This window comes from Acinetobacter sp. YH12219 (genome assembly GCF_013417875.1).
Taxonomy (GTDB): Bacteria; Pseudomonadota; Gammaproteobacteria; order Pseudomonadales; family Moraxellaceae; genus Acinetobacter; species Acinetobacter amyesii.
This window is the reverse complement of the sequence record NZ_VPDC01000001.1, coordinates 55,962-79,749: the sequence shown is the minus strand read 5'-3', so window position 1 is coordinate 79,749 and position 23,788 is coordinate 55,962. Positions and strand designations below refer to the sequence as shown.

The 23,788-nt window shown below is 40.5% G+C and carries 19 protein-coding genes and 1 pseudogene; 7 read left to right on the top strand and 13 right to left on the bottom strand.

The window, feature by feature from the left end; genetic code table 11:
- Nucleotides 1–239: 239 nt before the first annotated feature.
- Together FTV04_RS00360 and FTV04_RS00355 are read right to left on the bottom strand one after the other, a co-directional pair.
- On the bottom strand, nt 240–1,772 hold the full coding sequence (locus FTV04_RS00360; protein WP_180088090.1) for an aspartate aminotransferase family protein: 1,533 nt from the start codon (nt 1,770–1,772) through the stop codon (nt 240–242).
- A 2-nt stretch (nt 1,773–1,774) separates the two neighbouring features.
- Complete coding sequence (locus tag FTV04_RS00355; RefSeq protein ID WP_180035339.1) at nt 1,775–3,148, bottom strand: diaminobutyrate--2-oxoglutarate transaminase; 1,374 nt, start codon at nt 3,146–3,148, stop codon at nt 1,775–1,777.
- A 485-nt stretch (nt 3,149–3,633) separates the two neighbouring features.
- Between FTV04_RS00355 and FTV04_RS00350 the strand changes: the two genes are divergently transcribed.
- The 6 genes and pseudogenes from FTV04_RS00350 (at nt 3,634) to arsH (ending at nt 9,375) form a co-directional block, all read left to right on the top strand.
- A complete protein-coding gene (locus tag FTV04_RS00350; protein ID WP_180035340.1) occupies nt 3,634–4,335 on the top strand; it encodes an SIMPL domain-containing protein in 702 nt (233 codons plus the stop codon).
- A gap of 187 nt (nt 4,336–4,522) precedes the next feature.
- Nucleotides 4,523–6,716, top strand: a pseudogene (locus FTV04_RS00345) (TonB-dependent receptor family protein).
- Nucleotides 6,717–6,829: 113 nt separating this feature from the next.
- Entirely contained in the window at nt 6,830–7,159 is a 330-nt protein-coding gene (locus tag FTV04_RS00340) for a metalloregulator ArsR/SmtB family transcription factor (RefSeq protein WP_168379193.1), read from the top strand.
- Entirely contained in the window at nt 7,156–7,629 is a 474-nt protein-coding gene (locus FTV04_RS00335) for an arsenate reductase ArsC (RefSeq protein WP_180088088.1), read from the top strand. Before FTV04_RS00340 ends, FTV04_RS00335 begins: the two co-directional genes overlap by 4 nt.
- Nucleotides 7,629–8,669, top strand: a complete 1,041-nt coding sequence (gene arsB, locus FTV04_RS00330; RefSeq protein ID WP_180088086.1) for an ACR3 family arsenite efflux transporter — start codon at nt 7,629–7,631, stop codon at nt 8,667–8,669. Before FTV04_RS00335 ends, arsB begins: the two co-directional genes overlap by 1 nt.
- Before the next feature lies 1 nt (nt 8,670).
- A complete protein-coding gene (gene arsH / locus FTV04_RS00325) occupies nt 8,671–9,375 on the top strand; it encodes an arsenical resistance protein ArsH (RefSeq protein ID WP_180088084.1) in 705 nt (234 codons plus the stop codon).
- 57 nt (nt 9,376–9,432) lie between these two features.
- On the opposite strand, the gene FTV04_RS00320 is transcribed toward arsH, so the two are convergent.
- From FTV04_RS00320 to FTV04_RS00305, 4 genes are all read right to left on the bottom strand, one after another.
- On the bottom strand, nt 9,433–9,951 hold the full coding sequence (locus FTV04_RS00320) for a GNAT family N-acetyltransferase (protein ID WP_180088076.1): 519 nt from the start codon (nt 9,949–9,951) through the stop codon (nt 9,433–9,435).
- Nucleotides 9,952–10,042: 91 nt separating this feature from the next.
- Entirely contained in the window at nt 10,043–11,176 is a 1,134-nt protein-coding gene (proB, locus tag FTV04_RS00315; RefSeq protein WP_078190202.1) for a glutamate 5-kinase, read from the bottom strand.
- A 40-nt stretch (nt 11,177–11,216) separates the two neighbouring features.
- Nucleotides 11,217–12,431 carry an Obg family GTPase CgtA gene (gene cgtA, locus FTV04_RS00310; protein WP_180088074.1) on the bottom strand — a complete coding sequence of 405 codons (1,215 nt, stop codon included), beginning with the start codon at nt 12,429–12,431 and terminating at the stop codon, nt 11,217–11,219.
- Nucleotides 12,432–12,644: 213 nt separating this feature from the next.
- Entirely contained in the window at nt 12,645–13,019 is a 375-nt protein-coding gene (locus FTV04_RS00305) for a helix-turn-helix domain-containing protein (RefSeq protein ID WP_180088067.1), read from the bottom strand.
- Between the two features lie 115 nt (nt 13,020–13,134).
- On the opposite strand from FTV04_RS00305, the gene FTV04_RS00300 reads away from it, so the two are divergent.
- Nucleotides 13,135–13,989 carry an SDR family oxidoreductase gene (locus FTV04_RS00300; protein WP_180088065.1) on the top strand — a complete coding sequence of 285 codons (855 nt, stop codon included), beginning with the start codon at nt 13,135–13,137 and terminating at the stop codon, nt 13,987–13,989.
- 55 nt (nt 13,990–14,044) lie between these two features.
- Here FTV04_RS00300 and FTV04_RS00295 read toward each other — a convergent pair whose 3' ends face one another.
- The 7 genes from FTV04_RS00295 to uvrB all read right to left on the bottom strand — a co-directional run bounded on the left by FTV04_RS00295 (nt 14,045) and on the right by uvrB (nt 23,639).
- Nucleotides 14,045–14,725, bottom strand: a complete 681-nt coding sequence (locus FTV04_RS00295; RefSeq protein ID WP_180088063.1) for a hypothetical protein — start codon at nt 14,723–14,725, stop codon at nt 14,045–14,047.
- A gap of 3 nt (nt 14,726–14,728) precedes the next feature.
- Nucleotides 14,729–15,430, bottom strand: a complete 702-nt coding sequence (locus FTV04_RS00290; protein WP_218949873.1) for an MFS transporter — start codon at nt 15,428–15,430, stop codon at nt 14,729–14,731.
- 309 nt (nt 15,431–15,739) lie between these two features.
- On the bottom strand, nt 15,740–17,197 hold the full coding sequence (locus FTV04_RS00285) for a glyceraldehyde-3-phosphate dehydrogenase (RefSeq protein WP_111885541.1): 1,458 nt from the start codon (nt 17,195–17,197) through the stop codon (nt 15,740–15,742).
- A 711-nt stretch (nt 17,198–17,908) separates the two neighbouring features.
- Entirely contained in the window at nt 17,909–19,588 is a 1,680-nt protein-coding gene (locus tag FTV04_RS00280) for a hypothetical protein (protein WP_180088059.1), read from the bottom strand.
- 218 nt (nt 19,589–19,806) lie between these two features.
- Nucleotides 19,807–20,739: an EamA family transporter RarD gene (rarD, locus tag FTV04_RS00275; protein ID WP_180088057.1), complete on the bottom strand. Its 933-nt coding sequence runs from the start codon at nt 20,737–20,739 to the stop codon at nt 19,807–19,809.
- 133 nt (nt 20,740–20,872) lie between these two features.
- Nucleotides 20,873–21,463 carry a lipocalin family protein gene (locus FTV04_RS00270; RefSeq protein ID WP_180060292.1) on the bottom strand — a complete coding sequence of 197 codons (591 nt, stop codon included), beginning with the start codon at nt 21,461–21,463 and terminating at the stop codon, nt 20,873–20,875.
- 154 nt (nt 21,464–21,617) lie between these two features.
- Entirely contained in the window at nt 21,618–23,639 is a 2,022-nt protein-coding gene (gene uvrB, locus FTV04_RS00265) for an excinuclease ABC subunit UvrB (RefSeq protein ID WP_180035629.1), read from the bottom strand.
- Between the last annotated feature and the right edge of the window lie 149 nt (nt 23,640–23,788).

The following is a 23,788-nucleotide window of genomic DNA, read 5'->3' as shown; positions in this document are numbered from 1 at the left end:
CAATGAATATCGCGACTGGCGACAGGGATGTCACTATAAGGTAATGGTCACATGGATGTACCTTTTCCCTGAGAAGGATTTTAGTTACTTTGATCCGTCAAAGTAAAAATCTGCCTACACAGTAAACTATCATCACTCAATGAAAAATTGTGGCCATGTAATAAATTAAGCGCCTTTTCATTTAAAACAAAAAAAAGGAGCTCAAATGAGCTCCTTCTTCTACAACTACAAAATGACAATTAGTCAATTGCAGGTGTATATGTACCGTCAGCGATTGGGCCTTTGATACGGTCAGCTTCTGCAAGCACCAGAGCAAGCAAATTCTTCACGTTGTCTAAAGTCGCTACTGGGCTTAAAGTCGTCATTTTCAAAGATTGAACCTGACCTACTTTAGTTACACCAATATTCGCTTCACCACGTGCAAACAATTCGTCTGCTACGTTTTGGTTCAATGTATCTAACAATTCAGCTGGGTAGCCTGCTGGCACTACACGGAACAATACCGATGCAAATTGCGGATCAACCAGCATTTCTAGACCGTCAGTTGCATTGATATAATCTGCAACATCACGTGTTAGACCTACACCATGGTCGATCATCGAACCATAAAGCTCTTCACCTAGCGCTTCAACCGTCATCCACAATTTCAACGCGTCAAAACGGCGAGTTGTTTGTAGTGACTTAGATACTAAGTTAGGAACGCCATGCTCTTCATCATAAGCAGAGTTTAAATACTCAGCTTCATAATGCATGAAACGATAGTTCGCTTCATCTTTAAGCAAGAACGCGCCACATGAAATCGTTTGGAAGTAATGCTTATGGAAATCAAGCGTTACCGAGTCAGACAGTTCAATACCGTCTAACATAGAACGATAGTCATTAGAAAGGATCAGTGCACCACCCCATGCTGCATCGATATGCATCCACGCGCCATATTTGTTGGTGATTTCACGAATTTCTTTCAATGGATCAATTGCGCCTGCATCGGTAGTACCTGCAGTTGCAACCACACATGCCACGATCTTACCTGTCGCTTGAAGGTGCGCCATGGTTTTCTCAAGCGCGTCCATATCCATGCGTGCGTTAGCATCTACAGGAACAGTCACGACAGATTGGAAGCCCATGCCCATCATCGCCATGTTCTTTTGCACAGAGAAGTGCGCATTTTCAGAACAGATCACTTTGACGTTACGCATAGCATCAGATGGTACGCCATCACGCTGAACAGACCATGGATTGCCGTTTTCGTCTTTCCAGTTTTTCGCGATGCACGCATCACGTGCAAGTAACACACCCATCAAGTTAGACTGTGTACCGCCAGAGGTGAATACACCTGCTTGACCTGCACCGTAGCCCACTTTTTGGCGAAGCCAATCAATCAATTGAACTTCCATCAATGAACCTGCAGGACTTTGATCCCATGAGTCCATAGATTGGTTAGTCGCATTGATCAGCACTTCAGCGATTTGGCTTGTTACCATTGTTGGGCAGTGTAAATGCGCTAAAGAATGTGGGTGATGTACTTTTAAGCTTTTGTTTAAGAACAGCTCAACCATACGGTCTAGTGATTTTTGTACACCCATACCTTCTTTAGAAGGATTGAATGCAATTGCACTACGAAGCTCTTTAATGCTACCGCCTGTGTACATTTTGTCATTTTGCAACCATGCAGATACAGCTTTTACAGCTGAATCCATTGCTGACTGATAGTCAGCAATGGATTGTGCATCATTGCAGAATAACGCTTTACGATGTTCTGCAAAATCAACCATTATTACGCGCCTCGAGTTGCAACAAGTGCTTCAGCAAGTGCTTTCTTGAAGCGAACGATCACTTCTTCACATTCAGCTTGATTGATGATCAATGGGCAAAGTAAACGAATGACTGTACCGTTACGACCACCTTTTTCTAACAACAATTTATTGTTGAAACATGCTGCTTGAATTGCTGCTGCCAATTGAGAATCACCCGGTAAAGAACCCATGTGATCTGCTTTTTGACGTTCATCAACAATTTCAACACCAATCATCAAACCACGGCCACGTACGTTACCGATACATGGGAATTCTACCGCTAATTTTTTAATTTCAGCTTGTAAGAAGTCACCACGCTCTTGTGCGTTTTGAGCCAAGTTTTGCTCTTTGATGGTTTTGATTGTTGCAAGACCAGTACCCATAGCAAGTTGGTTGCCACGGAATGTACCCGTGTGACCCGCTGGTTGCCATGCATCAAACTTACGTTTAATGCCCAATACTGCAAGTGGTAAGCTACCACCTACCGCTTTAGACATTACAATGACGTCTGGCTCAATACCTGCATGTTCAAAGGCAAACATTTTACCTGAACGTGCAAAGCCCGCTTGTACTTCATCAAGAATCAACACGATGTTGTGCTTTTCAGTCACTTCGCGGATTTTCTTTAACCATTTTACAGGTGCAGTCACTACACCGCCTTCGCCTTGGATTGCTTCCAAGATTACAGCTGCAGGTTTCGTTACACCGCTTTCTACGTCTTCAATGAAGTTTTCGAAATAATACGTTAATGCGTCTACACCCGCTTCACCACCTATGCCTAATGGGCAACGGTATTCATGCGGATACGGCATAAATTGAACACCCGGCATTAAGCCGTTCACAGCATTTTTAGCAGACAAGTTACCTGTCATTGCTAAAGAACCGTGAGTCATACCATGGTAGCCACCTGAGAAGCTGATTACTGAACTACGACCAGTGTATGTTTTTGCTAACTTAATTGCTGCTTCTGTACCATCTGCACCAGACGGACCACAGAACTGTAGACAATACTCTTCTTTACCACCAGGTAATTGCTCAAGTAGTGCTTCAGTAAAAGCATCTTTTAAAGGCGTTGTTAAATCCAAAGTATGCAATGGGAGGCCACTTGCAAGTGTGTCTTGGATACTTTGAATTACCGCAGGATGATTATGGCCTAATGCCAATGTTCCTGCCCCAGCTAAACAATCGAGGTACTCTGTACCTTCAACATCAGTAACCCAACAACCTAAAGCTTTTGCTATCGCAAGTGGAAGTTTACGCGGATAGCTACGAACATTGGATTCCATCTGGCTTTGGCGAGTCAAATAGTATTCGTTAGTAGAATTAGTGGCAGGGTTTACAGAAGAAACGCTCATATCGAATTACCATCTCTGATATGGGTTGAAAGAAATAAGTCGGGTGACTTGCGGTCCTTTGACTCGGTGCTTTATGAGTTTCTAGTTAGCTTTAAAAGCTCTTTGAGTATGGGCTAACTAGGAGGCGGATGATACAGACTTTTTCAAGAAAATAAATCACTTTTATGACCAAATAAAAAGATAATTTAGAGAAAAAACAGATCTATTCCATGGATATCTTGAATTATCATCTTACAGTGTGACAAAACAAAGAAAACCTTTTTATTTTATGCTTTTTTACAACTTATGAATGATTATTGTAATCATCAATTATTTAAACAACTAAGTACTGATTATTTAAATAAATAATTCATCAAGCACTACATTTATTTTTTTTGAAAGATTTACAATCCCACCACAGATTTTCCTTTAATCCATCACAATCCCCTTTTAAGATAACAGCATAAGCTAAATTAATCATTCTGAAAGAAGAATAGGTCATAACAATGCGTAAAATTATCTTATCCACTGTTTTATTAGCATCCGGTCTAGGTTTGGCAGCAGCAACTCAAGCAGCTGACCCACTCAATTACAACATCGTAAACATTCAAGCGGATGCCACTCGCCAAGTGTCGAATGACCAAATGCATGCCGTTTTATATATTGAAAAATCAAATAAACAACCGGCTGAACTTGCTACCCAAATCAACCAATTGATGACCCAAGCGGTGAACACAGCCCGTAAATACCCTGCGGTAAAAATCGAAACGGGGTCTCAAAGCACCTACCCGATTTATGACAATGACAGTCGTAAATTGAAAGAATGGCGTGGTCGTGCCGAAGTGCGTTTAGAAAGTACAGACTTTAAAGCAGCTAGCCAGTTGGTGAGCGAGTTACAACAAAATTTCCAAACTCAGTCCATCAGCTTTAGCGTGTCAGATGCACAGCGAAAAAAAGTAGAAAATGAACTGATGGTTGAAGCCTCTAAAAACTTCCAACAACGCGCGCAAACATTGTCACAAGCGTGGAATAAGTCAGGCTATAACTTGGTGAATATCAATTTAAATACCAGCAATTATGGTGGTCAGCCTGTACCACGTATGGCGATGATGAAAGCTGCAGCAGCTGATGCAATTCCAGAACAAGAAATGGCAGGTGGTGAATCTAAAATCACGGTCAGTGCAAATGGCTCTATCCAGTTCAAATAATTAAATTCATTTTAAAAAACCGTGCTTTAGCGCGGTTTTTTTAATTATAAAATCCACCTATTCTTTATTTAAATTAAAAAGTCTATTAGCTTAGTCAAATTCATAGTTTTAAATGATAATCATCCTTATTTAAATTTATCACACTCAAGATTATGATACGCGCACTCTCTCCATTACTCACACTTTTATGTATAGTTCAAGCAAAAAATCTTCAAAGCTTCAAAACTTCCCTTTATTACCGCTGAGTATTGCCGTAGGTATAAGCATGGTTGCCACTATGGCTTCTGCTGCTGAAAATACAGATACCGCGCAAGCTAATGTTTTACCGACCATCACCATTGAAACTCAAGGTAACTGGCTGGAAAACGCCAATGAAAAAAGGTGCAAAAGCATGCCGGTGCGCGGACCATTATTGACCGTAAACGCTTAAACGAAAGCGCAGCAACATCTCTAAAAGATGCGTTACGCCAAGTTCCTGGTGTTCAGGTTCAAGAAAATAATGGTACTGGCGGCAGCGATGTTTCATTAAATATCGGTGTTCGAGGATTAACCTCTCGTCTTTCCCCCCGTTCAACCGTGTTGATCGATGGCATACCGATGTCATTTGCACCTTATGGACAACCACAGCTTTCTATGGCACCGGTCTCTTTAGGAAATATAGAATCTGTTGATGTAGTCCGTGGAACAGGTTCTGTCCGTTTTGGGCCACAAAATGTCGGTGGTATTATCAATTTTGCCACACGTAGCATTCCTGAATCATTTAAAGGAACTGTAGCTTTAAACTCTGAATATGCAACAGGTACAGATCAGGTAAAATTAAGTCCTAGTCTGTTCGTTGGTGGAACATTAGATAATGGTTTAGGCTTAGCCCTGCTTTATTCAGGTACTAAAGGCAATGGTTATCGTGAAGCGAACAATAAAAATGACATTGATGATGTCATGTTAAAAACCGCTTATGACATCACTGATCAGGATAAAATCGCGTTAAATTTACATCACTACGATGGTACAGGTGAAATGCCTGAAGGTTTAAGCACTGCTGAATTCGAAGCAAATCCATATCAAACGTCGCATTATCGTGATTTTTTCACTGGCCGTCGTTCAGATGTATCGCTGCGTTATACACATAAAGAGACACGAACAACTTTGAACTTTTAAGTTATTACATCGATTCATTCCGTACCAGCAATCTTGAATCCACCTTAACCAATGGCAATCATCGCTTAGATACTTCACCGCGTGATTATAAAGTCTTTGCCATTGAGCCACGTTATTCTCGTAGCTATAGCTTAGGTAGCACGCTGAATGAAGTGACTGTAGGCTACCGTTATATGGATGAAGAAAGCACCGAGTTCGCAGGCCGTACTGAATACGCTGCAGATGCTGAACCCGGTCAGTTTATAGCACGTACCCGCAGTGCGGGTGGCACCAAAGCACACGCAGCTTATATTGATAACCGTATAGAACTAGGTAAATGGAATATTACACCTGGCGTTCGTTTTGAATTGATTGATACGCAAAACAGTTTTAGTGCCTATAAAAATGGCGTATTACAAAATACTGTTCATCCATCGATCCAATCAGATGAATTTTTGCCAAGTTTAGCTGTCCTGTATAAAGCAACAGACCATTGGAATTTCTTTGCCAATGCCGGTGTCTCTTTTGGTCCACAGCAATATAACCAGTTAGCAACAACACAAGGCACTACAGCGGTCACCACCTTAGATGGCTTACATCCTGAAAAGTCTAATAACTTTGAAATTGGTACCAAATATTTAGGCAATGGTTTGAGCGCTGAATTGACTGCGTTTTATCTAGATTTTGACAAAGAACTGATTTTAGAACACGATGCTGCAAACAATGGCATATGGACTGATCTTGGTGCTACAAGTCATAAAGGGATCGAAACCGGTTTTAGCTATGACTTTGGACATTTAGCTGACAGTCTCGAAGGCTTGAAAGCCTATGGTAATTACACCTATACCAAAGCGGTTGCTGAAGCAGGTAACTTTAAAGGTAAAGATTTGCCCTTCTATTCACAAAATGTCGCAAACTTTGGCTTAGGTTATAAATATGATGCTTGGTCCATCAATGCCGACATGTATGCACAATCTAAACAACGTGCCCCAGGTAACCAGGATTCGGGGATCTACCAAACAGAAGAAACGGCAAATGGTAAACTAGGCGATATTCCAGGCTATTCAACTTTTGCTGTGCGTACAGGCTATGACTTTGGCGGTTCGTTACAAGGAGTTAAAGTTGCTGCTGGTATTAAGAACGTCTTTGATAAACAGTATTTCACCCGTTCATCAGATGCAACAGGTGGTAAATATATTGGTCAGCCACGTACCTTCTTCTTACAAACTTCATTCGACTTTTAAACTAGTCTAAATATAAAAATCCCACCGAGTGTGGGATTTTTATTGAATAATACATATGGACATCCATATATTCATATGTAAAGATATATGCAAATCCATATGTACAGATAAGCATGGAACAGACTGAATTTTTCAAATTACTTGCAGATGAGACTCGTCTGAACATCATCATGCTGTTGGCATGTAAAGGTGAACTCTGCGTCTGCGAACTCACTGAGTCCCTTGAATTAAGCCAACCCAAAATTTCACGTCATTTGGCATTACTGCGTTCATCAGGTGTGCTGAGTGATCAACGTAAAGGTCAATGGGTCTATTACTCCATTCACCCTGCACTGCCTACTTGGTGTACACAAATACTTGATGTCATGCGTCACCAAGAACGATTTAAAGACCTTGATTTAAATTCCCCAAAAAACACGACAACATTGTGTGAAACGCTATGAATTTTTTATTTCTATGTACTGGCAATAGCTGCCGCAGCATTTTATCCGAAGTACTTTTTAACCAGCGTGCCCCTGAAGGTTTCCGTGCCTATAGCGCAGGAAGCAAACCTTCAGGACAAATCCACCCGTTTACCTTAAAAACCCTACGCAACCTCAATCTACCGACTGAGGGCTTGTCGAGTAAATCCATTGCAGCATGTGAACAATACCAACCCGATGTGGTAATTACTGTCTGTGGTTCTGCCGCTCAAGAAGCTTGCCCAATTTACTTAGGCTCTGCCATCAAAGCCCACTGGGGCTTAGAAGATCCTTCCCATTTAGAGCTTGCAGATGACATCAAACTTGCAGCATTTCTTGATACCGTGGCGCATATTAACCGCCGTTTAGATGCTTTATTTGCGCTCGATTTTACGCAATTAAGTCGCGAAGAACTCAACCAAGAAATCCAAAATATTTCAGAGATCCAATAATGGCTGCTGCAAAACTGTCATTTCTAGACCGCAATCTAACGCTATGGATTTTTATCGCAATGGGGCTAGGCATTGCGATTGGCGTGTATATTCCAAGTGCTTCAAGGGCTTTAAATCAACTCAATATCGGTGATGTCAATATTGCGATTGCCATTGGTTTAATCCTGATGATGTATCCGCCTTTGGCTAAAGTGGATTACAAAGCCCTGCCTGAAGTGTTTAAAGATAAACGTACCTTGTACCTATCACTGGTTCAAAATTGGTTAATTGCGCCTTGCCTGATGTTTATTTTGGCGATCGTTTTTTTACAACACTACCCTGAATACATGACCGGTTTGATTCTGATTGGTTTAGCACGTTGTATTGCGATGGTTCTGGTTTGGAATGATTTAGCTTGCGGGGATAACCAATACGTTGCGGCTTTAGTGGCCTTTAACAGTATTTTCCAAATTGCATTTTTTAGTACCTACGCATGGTTCTTTTTGAGTTTTTTACCGCCTTATTTTGGTATAGAAGCACAAGTGATCCAAGTCAGCTTTTGGACCATCACACATGCAGTATTGGTGTATCTAGGCATTCCCTTCCTGCTCGGTTTCCTAACGCGTGCCATATTGGTAAAACAAAAAGGTCTGGATTGGTATAAAAATCAATTTATACCCAAAATCAGCCCCATCAGTTTAATGGCATTACTCTTTACCATTGTGGTGATGTTTAGCCTCAAAGGTGCAGATGTCTTGAGCCTTCCAATGGATGTACTGCGTATTGGCATTCCCCTCACGATCTACTTTGTGGTGATGTTTTTCATTAGCTTTTTGATGAGCAAATGGATGGGTAATAATTACGCCAAAACCACTGCCATATCCTTTACCGCAGCGGGTAATAATTTTGAACTTGCCCTCGCTGTTGCCATCGCCACCTTTGGCATTGCATCTCCGATTGCATTTACCACGATTATTGGCCCATTGGTTGAAGTGCCTGTGCTTATTGCATTAGTGAGTGTATCGCTCTGGCTAAAACGCAAATGGTATAAAGAGAACTAAAATGAAGCTCCCCAATATTCAACTAGATTTACTTGAAACACCGCGTTTTGAACAAGTTCAAGCTAAAGCACTTGAACATCCGCCACGCATCCTGCTGCTCTATGGCTCTAACCGTGAACGCTCATTTAGCCGCTTAACGGTATTGGAGGCGGGTCGAATCCTTGAACATTTTGGTGCAGAAGTCAAAATCTTTCATCCTAAAGGTCTTCCTCTGCCTGAAGATGCTGAAACCTCCCATCCTAAAGTTCAGGAATTACATGATTTGCTTGCATGGTCTGAAGGCATGGTTTGGTGTTCGCCAGAACGACATGGTGCGATGAGTTCTATCTTGAAAGCACAAATTGATTGGATTCCGTTAGCCGCTGGTGCCATTCGTGCTACTCAAGGTAAAACGCTAGCGTTAATGCAAGTCAGTGGCGGTTCGCAATCTTTCAATGCTGTTAACCAAATGCGCATCCTTGGGCGTTGGATGCGGATGATCACAATTCCAAATCAATCTTCCGTTGCAAAAGCATTTTTAGAATTTGATGAAAATGACTGCATGAAACCTTCCTCCTATTACACTCGGATTGTCGATGTGATGGAGGAATTATATAAATTTACCCTACTCACACGTGGTCAATCTGCCTACCTCACAGATCGCTATTCTGAACGAGTTGAAAGTGCGGAAGAACTCTCTAAACGAGTTAATCAAAAGAACCTTTAATGAAAAACTCCTGCATCTGTGCAGGAGTTTTGGTCTAAAATATCCATCCGTTTCAACTTAAACTAATAATTTATAAAATAATGTCGTTGAATCTAATGTACCCGTATGGCTCAATGCAAATTGCGGAATGATCCCAGCTTTTATAAAGTTAAATTTTTCATATAGCTTTTCATAGACATCGCCTGTACGCGTATCAAGTACAAGTAATTTCAAGTTCAAGTGTTTTGCTTTATCTTCTGCAAGTGTGAATAGTTGGTGAGCAATGCCTTGCTGACGTACCTTTGGATGCACCATAAGTTTTTCAATCTCAGCACGATGCAGTGCATTGGCTTTGGTGGCACGAACCAATTGTACTGTGCCCACAATTTCACCGCTTTGTAGCGCCGCCCACAAAAAGGTTTTATGCTTTTGAATATCCTTTGTCACAGCAGACAAATATTCATCATAGTGCGACTTAGATTCTTCTGCCAAAAAACCCAGTGATGCACCATCTTGCACACATTGTGCCAATAATTCGCACAGTTGAGCCTGCTCATCTTTTAGATCTTGAAGGTTTAAATATTGAATTTCGCTCATATTCTTCTCGTCTTATTACTATTTTTATCGTTATATTCAAATGACATGCCATAAAAAATCCCGCTCGGAAGCGGGATTTTGATCTTTCAATTTAGTAAATTGACATATGATTGCGATGGATCATTTCAAGTGATCGGGCTTCCCCTAAAACTTGATGAACTTTATCTGAGGCCAAACCTTTAACGATTTCTGCCGAACGTGAACTGAAGTTTACACGACCTACGGCAACACGATGACCTTGTGTATCGACACATTCCACCACATCACCACGTTCAAAATGCCCTTCAACCGCTTTCACGCCTACAGGTAATAAACTGCGGTGATTATCACGAATGGCTTTGACTGCGCCATCATCAATCACTAAACGACCAGCTGTTTGTAAATGTGCAGCTAACCATTGTTGATGGGCTGTGACACGGTCATTATCCGTAATGAATAAGGTACCGAGTAATTCACCGGCCATCACACGTGAAAGTACATTGTCGCTATCGCCGCTCGCAATGACTGTTGGACAACCTGACTTGGCTGCCAAACGTGCCGCACGAACTTTGGTCAACATACCGCCACGACCGAATTTACCGCCGCCGCCAGCCATATCGAATAATGATTCATCCATTGCACGTACTGTATGGAACAGTTTTGCATCTGGATTCGAACGAGGGTCAGAGTCGAACATACCTTCTTGGTCAGTTAGAATCACCAAGAGGTCTGCATGAACCTGTCCAGCCACCATCGCAGCTAAAGTATCGTTATCGCCAAAGCGGATTTCGTCAGTCGACACTGTGTCATTTTCATTGATCACAGGAATCACACGCCAATCGATCAAATGCTGCAAAGCATCACATGAGTTTAAATAGCGACGACGGTCTGCCAAGTCATCATGCGTTAACAGCACTTGTGCTGTACGAATCGAACGTTGTTCTAATACGCTAGACCAAGTATGAATTAAGCCCATCTGACCAATGGCAGCACAAGCCTGTAGACTGGGTAGATCTGTGGGTCGGTTGTCCAAATTCATACGAACCATCCCTTCAGCCACAGCACCGGAAGACACAAGAATGATCTCGTGTCCTGCATTGTGTAGTTCTGCAATTTGTCCCGCCCAATGCGAGATTGCATCCAGATCTAACCCTTTTCCGTTTGCTGTGAGTAGTGATGATCCGATTTTAACAACGATACGTTTACAACCCTTGAGCTGACGTTGCCCATCTACCACTTCTATCATCTTGTCCTCAGACTTGTTTGCTTTGACACTTATTCAGCAATTAACGTACGTAGTACGATTCTGCCTCATCATCACCGTCTTCAAATTCATCATCAAAGTCTTCACCTTGACCTGCCAGACGTTGTTGACGACGCATTTCACGATATGCTTCTTTCGCCGCAAGCGTTTGCTCACGTGTTTCAGCTTCAAGCTGATCACGGAATGCTTTAACTTCTGCAGCATATTCAGGATCTTCAGTTTCGCGTTCGCGCTGCTCTTCAATTTGATCCATCAGGTAATACACAACGTCTTTAGTACCTTCAAACGTTAAACCTGAAGTTTTGAATACAGGGCCTTTCCACTGCAACTCTTCGAGAATGTGATCACACCATTCATCACGCGTTTCAGCCGCCAATTGGTCTACTTTATTGAGTACCAATACAACAGGTAATTTTGAAAGTGTTGGGGAGAATTTTTTCAACTCTTCCAAAATTGCTTTTGCATTGTACGCAGGGTCAGAACCATCAATCGGTTGAACATCTACGATGTGCAATAAAATACGTGTACGCGCCAAGTGTTTCAGGAATCGAATACCTAGACCAGCACCTTCTGCAGCCCCTTCGATTAGACCCGGAATATCCGCCATTACAAATGAACGGTGACTATCGGCATCAACCACACCTAGATTTGGCACCATAGTGGTAAATGGATAATCTGCAACTTTTGGTTTTGCTGCTGAAACTGCACGGATAAAGGTTGATTTACCCGCATTTGGCATACCCAACAAACCAACGTCTGCGAGTACTTTTAATTCAAGACGAATTTCACGATATTCGCCTTTTGAGCCGTGTGTACATTTACGTGGAGAACGGTTGGTTGAAGATTTGAAGTGAGTATTACCCAAACCACCTTCACCACCTGCTGCCACTAACACACGCTGACCGTCAGCCACTAAGTCGCCGATGATATCGCCAGATTCTGTATCTACAATTGTTGTGCCCACTGGAACGAGCAATACGGTATCTTCACCGCCACGGCCTGAGCAGTTCGCTCCACGACCATTTTTAGCACGTTCTGCACGGAATTTACGTGTATAACGATAATCTACTAGGGTACTTGTGTCGTTGTCGGCTTGAACGTATACGTTACCGCCATCACCACCATCACCACCATCTGGACCACCAAATGGTACGAATTTTTCACGGCGAAAACTGGCTACGCCATTGCCACCGTCGCCAGCCTCTACGGTAATGACTGCTTCATCAACAAAGCGCATATTTGCCAATCCTCTAAAAACTTTAAAACCGCTTATTCTGCCATATTTTAAAGAATTTCTCGAACAATATTATTCAGCAATACTATAAATTTCATTCATCTTGGTGCTGATGCAAATTTTTAGGAAAATCCGCACATCGCTCGAAAATCTTTGGCGCACCATCAAAATACCGTTGATAAATGGCAAACGAATTTCACTCCCCATTTCTGAAAGCTATTTACGTGCATTTTCCTTGGCTTCAATAATTTCAGGCAAGGTTCGTTCAACCCAACCAATCAGATACATTAACTTTTCTGCAGCCTGTGAGCCCATTAAAGTCAGTTGATATTCAACTTTGGGTGGCACAACTGGATAGACTGTCCGTAAGATAAAACCATCTTGCTCGAGCATTTTCAGCGTTTGAGCCAGCATCTTTTCGCTCACCCCTTCGATCCGCTGCTTAAGTTCACTAAAACGGTGTACCCCTTCAGTCAAACAACGCAAAACTAATACTGACCATTTATTGGTGAGATGTTCCAATATTTCTCGAGAAGGACAGTCCGTGGATAAAACTTGACCTAATAACTTACTTGTAGCGTATGTATTCATTAAATCTTTCCTTAAAGTCACTAACTTACTTTTTGGTACGTACTTACATTTAGTAAGTTAACAGATTAAGATTCAACCATCAAGATCATTTATTCAACAATCAGAGGGTTTAAATATGAAAATCGCAATTACAGGTGCAACAGGTCAACTAGGCCAATTGGTCCTTCAATTCTTATTGAAAGAAACCGCGGCCGAAAACATCATCGCTTTAGTTCGCTCACCAGAAAAAGCAGCATCTCTACAAGCTCAAGGCATCGAACTTCGTCATTTTGACTATGATCAACCAGATACACTTGTTCCTGCACTACAAGGTGTCGATAAATTATTACTTATTTCCGCCAATGAAATTGGTCGGCGTACTCCACAACACAAAGCCGTAATTGATGCTGCAGTAGAAGCAAAGGTTCTATATATAGCTTATACCAGCCTGTTACGTGCAGATACGTCACCATTGGGTTTATCTCAAGAACATCGTGAAACAGAAAGCCTGATTCAAGCTAGTGGTTTAACCTATACCTTCTTACGAAATAACTGGTATGTCGAAAACTATCTTGCCGCTGTAGGGCATGTGGTTGAAACAGGTACCTTATTTGGTGCAGCAAAGGATGGAAAAATTAATGCAGCGACACGTGCTGACTATGCTGAAGCTGCTGCAAAAGTACTTACAAGCGCTGGCCATGAGAATAAAACCTATGAACTTGCAAGCTCAGTCAGTTTTACTTTGGCACAGCTTGCTGAAACCCTACAGCAAGTTTCAGGTCAAAATGTTCACTATCAAAATTTAACTGCAGAAGACTACACGCAAGGTTTATTACAAGCTGGCTTACCTGCTGGTCTTGTAGATGTGATCGTCGATGCCGATATCAATAGCATTGACGGTGCGATGCAAAGTGATCGCAAGGACTTGGAACAGCTACTCGGCCACCCAACCACTACTCTACACAGTGCTGTTGAAGCTGCTTTAAAATAAGATCGAACCATAAGAATGCCCGAATTGATTCGGGCTTTTTTGATTTGAATTTCGCTTAGGGATGTACATTTTTTATCGGCAAATCCATGTTCAACTCTAAATTTGCCTTGGTATTACGCTCTGCGTTGTACATCGTGGCATTAAAGGTTGCAATTTTTCGCATGGTCATCGGGTCATTAAGTTTTAGTTGTGGTGCAAACTGATGTACCACATGCAAATCAACTTTTTCATTAAACTCAAAATACACAGAACCATTAAAATTAATTCGAATAGGAATGTTATAGGTTCTTTTCAGATGAAAAGGCACATCTAACTTAACAGGAATGTCCATTTTTAACGGAAATTTCGGCACGAGTTTATTTTTAATCACCAAATCTGTGGTCGCCTCAAGCGGCATCGTCTGGTTAATTTGAATATTGGTGGAATAATTAATATCCACTGAGATCGGAACCTCTACACTAAACTGCAAATCTGCCAGATATTTTCCCTTTAAGGGTAATTGCAGCTTCCGATCTAAAGCAATCTGCGTATCCAGAGTCCCAATAGACTGCGTTTGCAAATAATTACCAACGGAAATTTTGGTGGGTAGTGAATGCGACAATTGAATATCAGCATTTTTTGCACGTACTTGCATCGACGCATAAATATTTAAATACAACCAAAATAGTACCGCAACCAATAACGCAACTGCGATAAAACTCAAAATGATGCGCTTCGCCGATTGAAATATCCACATGGCTTACTCCTGAGCTTTCGCTTCAGTTTTGGCATGCTCTCTGTTGAGTCGCATTGTTTTTAGTGGAATTACCAATTCACCCTTTTTAATTTGAACCGGCAACGTATTTTGCACATCCACTGTCGCTTTTAATGCCGTTTTAATTGGAACATTTAAATTACCTTCAATAGGAATGTTGGTTTTTAAATTTGCATTCAGTGGAATATGTAGGTTTTCTTTCAGCACTGTTTTGACTGGTGCATCAAACTTTAAATGTACTTTTTGCTCCAAAGGCACATTCATATTCACTGGAATATCCAATTGAATTGGGATATCACCTTTGAGTGGTAAAGTCACATCTTGCCCCATGACTTTAACTTTTACTTTGGTATTCACAGGAAGGTTTTGATTCACTTTCAAAGTTTCACGTACTGGAATCGTGGTCTTGATCGGGACTTGATTATCAAAATACACCCGTGGTGTCAGCGTTTGAGTTAAGGGAATATTTAAATTTTCATGTATCGGAATTTCAGCATTCACCCGCCCTGTCACGTCCACATCCAAGGCATTATGAATTTTGACTTCGGCTTGTAACGGCTCTTGCAGGTCAATATTGACGTTCTGATTTTCTAGCGGGATATAAATATTAAAGTGCTTAAACACCCAAATGGCGATAAGTACACCACAGAGCGCAGCAAACACAATAAATGCCAATCCACTGAGCATGTGCTTTGCTTGCAAACTAAATTCCTTTTGCTTTTTATTTTTTACAGTCTCATTTTGAACACATTATACAAACCAGTTTGCAATTTTTTTGTATTTAATTCTTTAATAATTTCATTAACTTAAAACTTGAACATTTTAGTCAGCTTTTCATTATAAACGACTCACACTCATCTAACAGTGGCAGAAAAAACAAGAACTTTTGATGCTTATGATCAATCCATTCGTCATCTATGCCTTAAGTTTTTAACCCATACTCTTTAGATAAAAAAAGAGCCTCAAATGAGGCCCTTTTTTTACAGCGTGAACTAATTAAGCATTAGTTTCAGCAGGAACTTTTGGATAGCTTACGCCGCCCATTTGCTCAGCAATACGCAATACTTGGCAGCTATAACCCACTTCGTTATCGTACCAAACATAAGCAGTTAAACGGTTACCAGAAGCGATTGTCGCTTGAGCGTCAAACACACCAGCAGTACGTGAACCGATAAAGTCAGACGATACAACTTCAGTTGAGTTTGTATAACCGATTTGACCTTGAAGGTTAGAGTTGATTGAAATTTGGCGAATGTATTCATTCACTTCTTCACGGTCAACATCTTGACCCAAAGTAAGGTTCAAAATTGCAAGCGATACGTTTGGAGTAGGTACACGTACTGAGTTACCAGTCAATTTACCTTGAAGAGCAGGAAGCGCTTTAGCAACAGCTTTAGCAGCACCTGTTTCAGTAATAACCATGTTCAATGTTGCAGCACGGCCACGACGGTCAGCTTTATGGTAGTTGTCGATTAAGTTCTGGTCATTCGTGAACGAGTGAACTGTCTCAACGTGACCATTGATCACTGTGTACTTGTCGTTTAACACTTTAAGTGTTGGTGTGATCGCGTTTGTTGTACAGCTTGCAGCAGAGATGATTGTATCTTCATCAAGGATGTCAGCTTGGTTCACACCGTATACAACGTTCTTCATGTCACCTTTACCAGGTGCAGTTAGAATTACACGTGCAGCGCCAGCGCATTTAAGGTGCTGTGCAAGACCTTCAGAATCACGCCATTTACCTGTGTTATCGATTACAAGTGCATTGTTAATACCGTAAGCAGTGTAATCAACTTCAGATGGGTTAGACGCATAGATCACTTTGATGAAGTTACCGTTAGCAATGATTGCTTCGTTTTCTTCATCAACAGAAATTGTACCTGCGAATGGACCATGAATAGAGTCACGACGTAACAAAGACGCACGTTTTTCTAAGTCACCGTCAGATGATTTACGAACAACGATTGCTTTAAGGTTAAGACCACGGCCTAAACCAGATTGGCTGATCATCAAACGTGCAAGGATACGACCAATACGACCGAAACCGTAAAGTACAACATCACGGTTTTCAACGTTAGTTGCATTGCCTTCAAGTGATTTCACAGCGTCAGCAACGAATGCGTCAACATCACCGCCTTTTTCTTTGAACTCAACAGCAAGTTTGCCAAGATCAATTTCAGCAGTACCGATGTTTTCGATTTTTGCCAAAGCTTCAAGAATTGGGAAAGTGTTCACAACTGAAAGTTCAACGTCAAGTACGCGAGTACGACGATGCGCTTTAAGAATTTGGATAACCGAACGGTTAATTAAAGAACGACCGTATACTGTAGCTACGATGTTTTTTTCACGATATAACTGACCCACTAGGGCAATCATACGTTCCGCGATTTCTTCACGGTTTTTCCAGCGACCTTGGTGCTCTGCATGTAGGGCAACGATAGTGTCTTTGCTCACAGATACGTCCTCTAATTAATTGTAAATCTAAGCATAAATTTCAAAACCCCACAATTGTAATGGAAAACTGAAAATTAATGAATCTAAAAGCAGATTTCGACAAGGTTATTTTGTTATATATTCACTATCAATTTTCAAAATAATCATGATTAGTATTATGATTTTATAGCCGAAAGTTGAAAAACCGGCTTTTTCGCAGATTTTTGTCACAAAATTTCAAATGTAGTTTTATCAACCAGATCTCAGCACATTTAGCTCAAAGATGAACGAATATTTATATTTTTCAAATTGTGCTGTTTTTTTATTTTGCTCAATTTATAGTATTTTTACTGATGTTAAGCTCGTAATAATAATTTCACATTTTTAAATGATTTTTAAAACTATTCGACGGAGTCTTACATCTGAGGTTTGAATCAAGGGTTTAGCCTTCAGCTGGAGGTACTCTTACGAAACGTTGTTTCTCATTTGGCAAAATGAGAAGCATGCTTCATAAGGAAACCATCTTGCGGAGCAATGCTCCTCACCGCAAAACTCGTTCACTACCGTCAATTTATTCAAAGTATCGCAAAAACATTTTTTATTAGAAGTAACCTTGTCTCAGACAATTGCGGATGACATTACCGCGTATCGTTCTTTTATTTGAATCAAATTACGCCTCTAATGTTACTGCCTAACATTAGTTTTAAAGTCAGATCAATATTTAAAATTCTGTTAATTTTTCAGATTCTCAGCAAACTTTTCCAGATTAAAATCAAAGAAATTTGCACTCAGCTCTAATATTTTCGGAAGTGCATTTAAACTATTCTCTCCAGCACTAATCGCAAAATATCTCTGATCACTAAAAGATCGCACGTTTAAGGCATTTTCACATGGCTCAAAATCGAGATTGACGAGCTGTGACGCATGTTCCTTCAGCAACATTAAAACCTGCATATAAGTTTGTCGTTTTTTTTGCTGCTGCGCTTTTAAAGCATCGGCTTCAAGGCTTTCATAATCCCCTGTTTTCGTCATGCGTTTGGAAAATCCAACATGCGCGCCATGGGTACCCATATTTTCTACAGTTGCTTCTGTAGCAAAGATCTTCTGTTGATCATCGACCGGCTGCAAGAGCGCTTTCAACGCCGTATGAATTTGCTGTGACTGCTGATGATGTAACTCCCAATCATCTTCATTTTGAACATGAAAAATGTGCGTACGCCGTTTCAACAAAAGCACCTGCCAAGCCTGTAGTTGAAGTCGCAGTCGCTTCAACTCTAAACTTGCCTCAAACTTAGGGCAACTACTCAAGACGTTTAGACTCGTGATGAGCTTCTGAGATATTTGCATGCTATGGAAAAAGACAAAATCATGCTGTATCTGCTCACTCAGTTGATATTGAACAGTCTGATGTAAGGGCTTCAAGATCAATGCATTGAACTGCTGCTCAAAAGCAGGTAAAACCGTCGCCAATTGTTGAGTGGCATCCTCTACATGCAGCATCAAAAGCAGATGCTTATCCACCCGTGTATGTAGTTGCTGCATTAAATCTTGCAGATCTAAATGTATAAAACCTACTATGGATGCCAGCTTAGAGACTTGAATTTTTAATTGTTCTATCTGCTGATTTTCTAAAGCAGTAGTTAAATCTATGGCCACCCCATCAAAAACGTCGTCTGCTAAGGCCTCATTATGCTTTGTCGATAAAAACCGAGTTGCTGAATACTGCGTCGTCCAATCTAAATCAGGCGACAAAATATAAATAAACTCAGATGTTTGTACAATTTGTAAATATCGCGTTTTTTGTTCACGCTTTAAATAGTATTTAAAAATCGGATGTTGCCAAACCTCAGATGATTTCGGGATAGAAGCATCAAAAACTTGCCCCAACACATGTGACTTTAAGAAAATTTCGATCAAGAAAATTTTGACTTGCTGAGCAGTGAGTTGACGTGCATCACTCGACGCAATCAAATCCATTTCACGAATGATTTGTGCGGCATTTAAAATAAAATGCCGATGTAATACGTTTTTTTCATGCTGTAATTCAAAATCTTCTTCGGCATCTATTTCATTGATATAGGCTAGGTTTTCTTCTAATTTTTGCGCAACTTGAATACTCATTGTCAATATTCGAAGTTCTTCGAGCTGTGTTGCCAAATACTGTGCATGCTCACGCATGACATCATATTTTAGTACTTTCATCAGCATGCCCAAATTCATCGGTACATCAAGATGATACGACTGTGATGAAGACTCCCAACGAATTCCTTTTTGCAATAACACCTGCTGTATCTGCGCTAAATTGGATTGATCAAGGTCAGTACATATTTCAGACACGATACTCCGCCAATGCTGATCCAACACAGGCTCTAGCTGTAAAAGTTTAGTGCTTAGATGAAATGGGACAACCACTGACTGCTTCCTGTATCTTGGTTCTTTAATCAATCTTTTATCGATTTCAGTTTATTTTTATCTAAAATAAATATTTTTGTACACCATCATCCAATGTTGTTCTTCCTAAACAATAAATTGAATCATGGCGTGTTTTAATTTTCTAAGTTTAAGATTTTCTTAAAAAACAGCAAGCGTTAATTGTGAACTGATCAATTTATCGTACCAATATTCTCAGTCTAAGAATCGATTCTATCATTTAACGCTTTTACATTTTTAGCTAGCGCACGTTCATTTTGCTTTTGTTTAAACAGATGTAAGATGCCTTCTATTACCAATAACAACACTGCACCCCAAATTGGAATATAAGTTAGCCATTCTTCGGCTTCTACTCGCTCCCCTAATGCGATCGATGCAAAGGCTAACAACACGGGTTCTAAATAACTCAACAAACCAAATATCACAAATGGCAGATAACGACTCGCCAACATATAGCTACCTAAGCCAAGCGCACTCAGAAAACCCAGTCCTAAAACCGCCAAAATTAGATGCGGGAATGACGACATCAGCGCTAAACTATCGCTATGAATAAATCCTAAATAAAATGCTACAGGCAGAATTAAGCAAAGATCCCACCAAAAACCACCCAAATGATCGGTTTTAAAGGTACGACGTAAAAAGAAATAAATCGGATAAGCCACAGCGACATAAACAGTTTCCCACGCGATACTGCCAATGCGCCAAATTTCATGGCCGACACCTAAAATTGCCAGTGCCACGGCAGCCATCTGCCATTTAGAAAGTTTTTCTTTATACAGCACACATCCGACCAGAACCATGACTAAAGGCAGTAAAAAATATCCCAAAGAAACTTCTAGTCCACGGCCATTAATTGGCCCCCACAAAAACAACCAAAGCTGTGTGGTACATAAAAAAGAACTGATAATTAACCAAATCAGAAAAATCGGCTGCTTAACCACTCGCCAAAAAATTTCACTGACTTTGTTTAAATCTTTCATCCACCACATAAATAGCGTTAAAAATGGTAAGGTCGCTAACATGCGCCATGCAAATGTTTGCTCGCTATCTAGAGGTTTTAAAAAGATGGTAAAGAAATACAAAATACCAAAAGTGACCGATGCCAATACAGACAATGCAACGCCTTTATACATCTTCCACTCCTGTCCAAAATACACCATAAATTTGATATTTTGCTTGATCAATCAAGCTTTTCGCATGGACATTCTAGCAAATAAAAAACCATGCACAGGCATGGTTTTTTAGCATTTGTTCAAATATTTAGATTTATGGTTTTACTGTCTGCTTGGTATGAATAATATCTGATAAGTCATAACCAACAGATTGCGCATAATTTAAATATTCCTGAATCACTTCCTGATCTGGATGAGCCGAACGAGAAAGAACCCACATATATTTACGACGTGGCTCACCCACCAAAACTGTTTGATAGTCTTCATCGGCTTTGAGTACCCAATAATCACCACGCCCCACAGGCAACCAACGAATGGCTTCTGGTAAGAAACTAACTTTTAATTTCGTGTTAAACGGTGCATTTTGTACAAATGCCTCGCCTATTGATTGCTTCTTGGTACCATCTTTAGATACACAGCGATTATTTACATTAATGTTGCCATTTTCATTTAGCGTGTAAACCGCAATCACATCACGGTCACAGCTTTTTTGAAAAACCATAGGCTTACGAGCTACTTCATACCACATACCTAAATAACGATCGAGCTCGACTTTTTCCACAGTCTGTAACGGTTTCGTCTGTGCATAGGCCATTGTGGCTGCACCCAAACCAATTAACACTGCTGCACCAAGTGCAATTTTTGCGAGTTTAAAACCAGCTTTCGGAAGATTCGTTGTTGTCATTTTTATGCCTCATTTCGCTGCAAAATTATCGATAAAATAAAGTAGATTCTTTTCTCGTGATTTTACTCTAGCCGAAAAAATTGCTCTAAAAATCATTTTCTTGTCTGAATTATGTATGTCATTCAAACAATATTCCGCATCTTGTCTAACAAAATTATGAAATCATCTGTGCTTTTAAACGCAAGATTTCATCGCGTAATCGAGCGGCTTGTTCGAACTGTAAATCCTTAGACGCTTTTAGCATTTCTTTTTCCAACTTATTCATATGTTTTGCCAAAAGTTTTGGATCCGACATCAAATGACGCTCATCTGCAGTTAATGCCTTGGCCTGATCTGAAATTTTTTCATCGATTTCATCATCTGTCAGCACTTCACCAGTATCAATATCATTGACATTTTGGCGTACAGCACTACGTGGTGTAATGCCATGTTCAAGATTAAAGGCGATTTGTAAATTACGACGCCGATCCGTTTCATCAATGGCTTTTTGCATTGAGTCAGTCATACGATCTGCATATAAAATCGCTTTACCGTTTAAGTTACGCGCTGCACGACCAATGGTTTGAATCAAAGAGCGCTCAGAACGCAAGAAGCCTTCTTTGTCTGCATCTAAAATGGCGACTAGAGACACTTCTGGCATATCTAAGCCTTCGCGCAGTAAGTTAATCCCAACAATTGCATCGTATACACCTGAACGCAATTCATGAATAATTTTAGTGCGCTCAACAGTGTCAATATCTGAATGTAAATAAGCGACTTTAATGCCATATTCTTTCAAATATGAAGTTAAATCTTCTGCCATACGTTTGGTTAATGTCGTAACCAATACACGCTCATTTAAGTTTTTACGATTATTAATTTCTGACAATACATCATCCACTTGCGTTAACACTGGACGAATTTCAATTTCAGGGTCGACCAAACCTGTGGGTCGAACCACTTGCTCAACGACTTGTTCAGACTTTTCCATTTCATAATGTGCAGGCGTTGCACTGACATAAATGGTCGAAGGAATAATCCGCTCCCATTCTTCAAATTTCATTGGGCGGTTATCAAGCGCACTTGGTAAACGAAAACCGTAATTGACCAAATTTTCTTTACGTGAACGGTCACCTTTATACATAGCCCCAATTTGCGGAACGGTAACGTGCGATTCATCAATGATTAATAAAGCATCATCAGGTACATAATCAAACAAAGTCGGAGGTGCTTCACCAGAAGGACGGCCAGACAAGTGGCGTGAATAGTTTTCAATACCGTTGGTATAGCCAAGCTGCTGCATCATCTCTAAATCATAACGTGTACGTTGTTCGATACGCTGTGCTTCGAGTAATTTATCATTTGCACGAAAGAATCCTAGTCGTTCTGCGAGTTCTTCACGAATCGTTCCAATTGCACGCTGTAAATTATCTTTAGGTGTTACATAATGGCTCTTTGGATAAATCGTAATCCGTGGCACTTTACGGACCATTCTGCCCGTCAATGGATCAAACCATCGAACTGAATCAACTTCATCATCAAATAACTCTATTCGAATGGCATTTTGATCAGATTCAGCAGGAAAAATATCAATAATTTCACCACGAATACGGTATGTGCCCCGTAAAAATTCGAGTTCATTTCGGGTGTATTGCATTTCCACCAAACGACGGATGATATCATCACGGCTAATACGGTCTCCTTCCACGATATGCAGAAGCATACTCATATAAGCATTGGGATCACCCAGACCATAAATAGCTGAAACTGACGCTACGATAATTGCATCACGTCGCTCTAATAATGCCCGTGTTGCCGAAAGACGCATTTGGTCAATGTGATCATTAATCGATGAATCTTTTTCAATAAAAGTATCTGAAGATGGAACATAGGCTTCGGGTTGATAATAGTCATAATAACTGACGAAGTATTCCACGGCATTATGCGGAAAGAAGGCTTTAAACTCGCCATAAAGCTGCGCAGCCAAAGTTTTATTATGCGCCATAATAATCGTTGGACGTTGCGTGCGTGCTATCACATTTGCCATGGTATAGGTTTTACCTGAACCTGTTACCCCTAAGAGCAACTGATCATGCATTCCTTTTTCAATCCCCTTCACCAATTTCTCAATCGCTTGAGGCTGATCACCTGCCGGCTGATATTGTGTTACCAGTTCAAAAGGCTGTTCCTGCATCACACTCTTCTTCAACAGTTTTATATGGCTTTATTATGAGGGCAAAGTTGCACAAAACAACGCTAAATTTATGTAAATACCAGAGGCGTGTACAGACTGAAAAATTATAATTCAACATACCCCCACAGATTTTTCTCATGTTTGAAAAATAA

Coding starts and splice junctions, on each gene's coding strand:
- FTV04_RS00300 (WP_180088065.1), top strand. CDS start 13,135: ATGAAAATCGCAATTACAGGTGCAACAGGTCAACTAGGCCAATTGGTC.
- proB (WP_078190202.1), bottom strand. CDS start 11,176: ATGATAGAAGTGGTAGATGGGCAACGTCAGCTCAAGGGTTGTAAACGT.
- FTV04_RS00295 (WP_180088063.1), bottom strand. CDS start 14,725: ATGTGGATATTTCAATCGGCGAAGCGCATCATTTTGAGTTTTATCGCA.
- FTV04_RS00270 (WP_180060292.1), bottom strand. CDS start 21,463: ATGACAACAACGAATCTTCCGAAAGCTGGTTTTAAACTCGCAAAAATT.
- cgtA (WP_180088074.1), bottom strand. CDS start 12,431: ATGCGCTTTGTTGATGAAGCAGTCATTACCGTAGAGGCTGGCGACGGT.
- FTV04_RS00290 (WP_218949873.1), bottom strand. CDS start 15,430: ATGCTCAGTGGATTGGCATTTATTGTGTTTGCTGCGCTCTGTGGTGTA.
- FTV04_RS00360 (WP_180088090.1), bottom strand. CDS start 1,772: ATGGTTGATTTTGCAGAACATCGTAAAGCGTTATTCTGCAATGATGCA.
- FTV04_RS00355 (WP_180035339.1), bottom strand. CDS start 3,148: ATGAGCGTTTCTTCTGTAAACCCTGCCACTAATTCTACTAACGAATAC.
- FTV04_RS00335 (WP_180088088.1), top strand. CDS start 7,156: ATGAATTTTTTATTTCTATGTACTGGCAATAGCTGCCGCAGCATTTTA.
- arsH (WP_180088084.1), top strand. CDS start 8,671: ATGAAGCTCCCCAATATTCAACTAGATTTACTTGAAACACCGCGTTTT.
- FTV04_RS00340 (WP_168379193.1), top strand. CDS start 6,830: ATGGAACAGACTGAATTTTTCAAATTACTTGCAGATGAGACTCGTCTG.
- FTV04_RS00305 (WP_180088067.1), bottom strand. CDS start 13,019: ATGAATACATACGCTACAAGTAAGTTATTAGGTCAAGTTTTATCCACG.
- arsB (WP_180088086.1), top strand. CDS start 7,629: ATGGCTGCTGCAAAACTGTCATTTCTAGACCGCAATCTAACGCTATGG.
- rarD (WP_180088057.1), bottom strand. CDS start 20,739: ATGTATAAAGGCGTTGCATTGTCTGTATTGGCATCGGTCACTTTTGGT.
- FTV04_RS00320 (WP_180088076.1), bottom strand. CDS start 9,951: ATGAGCGAAATTCAATATTTAAACCTTCAAGATCTAAAAGATGAGCAG.
- FTV04_RS00350 (WP_180035340.1), top strand. CDS start 3,634: ATGCGTAAAATTATCTTATCCACTGTTTTATTAGCATCCGGTCTAGGT.